The organism is Kitasatospora sp. NPDC093558, assembly GCF_040683475.1.
In the GTDB taxonomy this organism is placed as follows: Bacteria; Actinomycetota; Actinomycetes; order Streptomycetales; family Streptomycetaceae; genus Kitasatospora.
In genome coordinates, this window is sequence record NZ_JBFBDY010000783.1 from 1 (window position 1) to 2611 (window position 2611).

At 68.8% G+C, this 2611-nt stretch carries 2 protein-coding genes and 1 pseudogene; 2 read left to right on the forward strand and 1 reads right to left on the reverse strand.

Annotated elements, in window-relative coordinates; all coding sequences use genetic code 11:
- Positions 1 to 1564 (forward strand): D-alanyl-D-alanine carboxypeptidase (locus AB0O00_RS35145; protein ID WP_363658770.1); only part of this gene is annotated, 1564 nt, incomplete at its 5' end.
- Positions 1565 to 1825: 261 nt separating this feature from the next.
- Here AB0O00_RS35145 and AB0O00_RS35150 read toward each other — a convergent pair.
- A pseudogene (locus AB0O00_RS35150) lies at positions 1826 to 2053 on the reverse strand (LysR family transcriptional regulator); the annotation flags it as partial.
- A gap of 165 nt (positions 2054 to 2218) precedes the next feature.
- Between AB0O00_RS35150 and AB0O00_RS35155 the strand changes: the two are divergent.
- A complete protein-coding gene (locus tag AB0O00_RS35155) occupies positions 2219 to 2530 on the forward strand; it encodes a nuclear transport factor 2 family protein (protein WP_363658771.1) in 312 nt (103 codons plus the stop codon).
- Positions 2531 to 2611: the final 81 nt, after the last annotated feature.

Below are 2611 nucleotides of genomic sequence, written 5' to 3' on the forward strand. Positions count from 1 at the left end.
GTCACTCGTGGCCGTGGCGGGCGCGGCCCTCACCTGCCCGCCCGCGGCCGCGAACGACGACGACAACGGGCCCCCCATCGAGGCGATCATGCACAAACCCGGTTACGAGCACGCGCAGTGGGGTGTGTTCGAGACCGACCCGTCGAACGGGCAGGTGATCCACAACCGGTTCGGCAACCAGTTCTTCCAGCTCGGTTCCATCACCAAGGTGATCACCGAATCCACCGCCTGGCACACCCTGGGCCCCGACTTCCGCTTCCACACCCCCCTGATGGCCACCGGCACGCGGGCCGGCTCGACCCTGAACGGGAACCTGGACCTGGTGGCCCAGGGCGACGAGACGATGGGCGGACGCACCAAGCCCGACGGGACGGTGGACTTCACCAACATCGACCACGCCAGCGCCAACGAGCTGCCCGGTGCCACCCTCACCCCCGAGGACCCGCTGGCCGGGATGGACCAGATCGCCCAGCAGGTGCACGACGCGGGCATCACCCAGGTCAACGGTGACGTGATCATCGACTCGCGGATCTTCAAGGCCCCGGACCTGGACCCGCAGCCCCACCCGCTGATGATCAACGACAACCTCATCGACATGGTCACCACCCCGACCGCCCCCGGGCAGGCGGCCCAGCTGACCTGGCGCCCGCAGATCAGCACGTACAACGTCACCTCCAGCGTGACGACGGGGCCGCCCGGCAGCGCGACGAACATCACGGCCAGCCCCTCCGCCGACGGCACCCACATCACGCTGTGCGGCACCATCGCCGCCGATGCCAAGCCCGTCCTGAAGATCTCCACCATCAAGGACCCCGACTCCTTCGGCCGCACCGCGATGATCGAGGCCCTCCAACGGGCCGGCGTCACCGTCACCGCCGACCCGACGACCCCCAACCCGACGAGCGCGCTGCCCCTCAACTACGACGGCGATCCACAGGTGGCGGCCTTCGTCTCCCCGCCGTACCGCGAGTACGCCAAGCTGATCCTCAAGGTCAGCCTCAACGTCGGCGCCAACATGGCGCTGTGCAACATCGCCACCTCGCACGGCAGCACGGACTGCTTCGACGCCTTCCCGATCGAGCACGACTTCCTCGCCAACGTCGCGCACGTCGACCCGACGCAGTTCCAACTCTCCGACGGACGCGGCGTGAACACCGACGTGGGCACCCCGATCGGCATCGACCAGCTCTTCGCCTACTGGCTGCACACCCCTGACGCGGACGCCTTCCGGCTCGCCCTGCCGATCCTCGGCGTCGACGGCAGCAACGGGATCTCCTGCACCACCAACTGCCCGGCCAAGGGCAAGGTCTTCTCCAAGTCCGGCACCGTCCTCGATGCCGACTTCCTCAACCCGGGACCGAACGGACAACCGTCGCTCGGCGTCGGCGCCCAGACCGAGGCGGGCTACCTGATCACCGACGACGGCTGCATCCACCTCTTCTACGTCGGTGTCACCGGGGCCTCCAGCCCCGACATCAACAGCTTCTTCAGCATCTTCGACGACGTCAACCAGATCTCCGCGCTGCTCCAGGAACAGGCCTCGGCCCACTCCCCGCGCAAATAGTCCTCCCCGCGTGGATCCGGGCCACCATCTCAGGGGCGGTGGCCCGGACGCATGTCAGGGGGGCACCGCTGCCGACCTCTGGCGCCAAGTGGCTCGTCACGCAGCCTTGGCCGGGTGATCGGTCCAGGTGCGGATGGGTGGGTCCGGGGCGGAGTTGGTCTTGAGCGCACCGGACGCCAGGCCGGACGACGCCCCACGACCACCTCCGAGATCAGGTTTCGGAGACAGCCTGACGGACCCACCAGCAGCCGAGGCCGCGCCCACCGCCTCCCACGCCGGGCGCAGCTCCTCGGCCAGCTGCGTCCCGAGCGCGGTCTGCTCCACCCGGCGGCTCGTCCGGACGAACAGCGGTGCGCCGACGCGGCGTTCGAGCTTGCGCACGGTCTGGCTGATCCGTGCGGTGGAGACGTGCAGCCGCTCGGCCGTCCGCCCGAAGTGCAGCTCCTCGGTGAGCGCCAGGAACGCCTCGATCTCGTGCCGCTCCAGCACGCCGTACCGCCTCTCCCCCACTACATCGGCCGTACCGCCTCTCCCCCACTACATCGTTAACCCTCGCTTCATGATCGTTGCACATCCTCTCGTTGATCACCCGACCGGTCCGGCGGGAAGGTGGAGCCATCGCCGAAAACCATTCACCTCCACGGGAGTTCCACCATGTACGTCACCACCGACCACGCCCTCGCCGCACCCGCCACCGACCCTGCGGCCGTCGCCGCCGAACTCCGCGACCGGACCGAGATCCTGGACGCCCTCCTCCGCTTCGGCCTCGGCCAGGACCTCCACGACCGAGAGCTGTTCGCCTCCTCCTTCACCCCGGACGCCGAACTGGACTTCCGCCCCGCAGCCGCCGCGTGGGGCGCCGAGCCGCCCGTGATGGCCGGCCGGGACCACATCGTCACGACGATCCTCGGCATGTTCGCCGACCGGGTAACCACCACCCACCAGGTCACCAACCGTTCCAACTAAGTGAGCAGGAGTGAGTCTTGGACCCAGGTCTGGTCACTGCGTGCATCCCGAACGGTGTTGGATGCCCGGCTGGTCGCCCGC

What these genes read in the sequence shown, in the direction of transcription:
- AB0O00_RS35155 (WP_363658771.1), top strand. Translation starts at nt 2,219, where the DNA reads ATGTACGTCACCACCGACCACGCCCTCGCCGCACCCGCCACCGACCCT.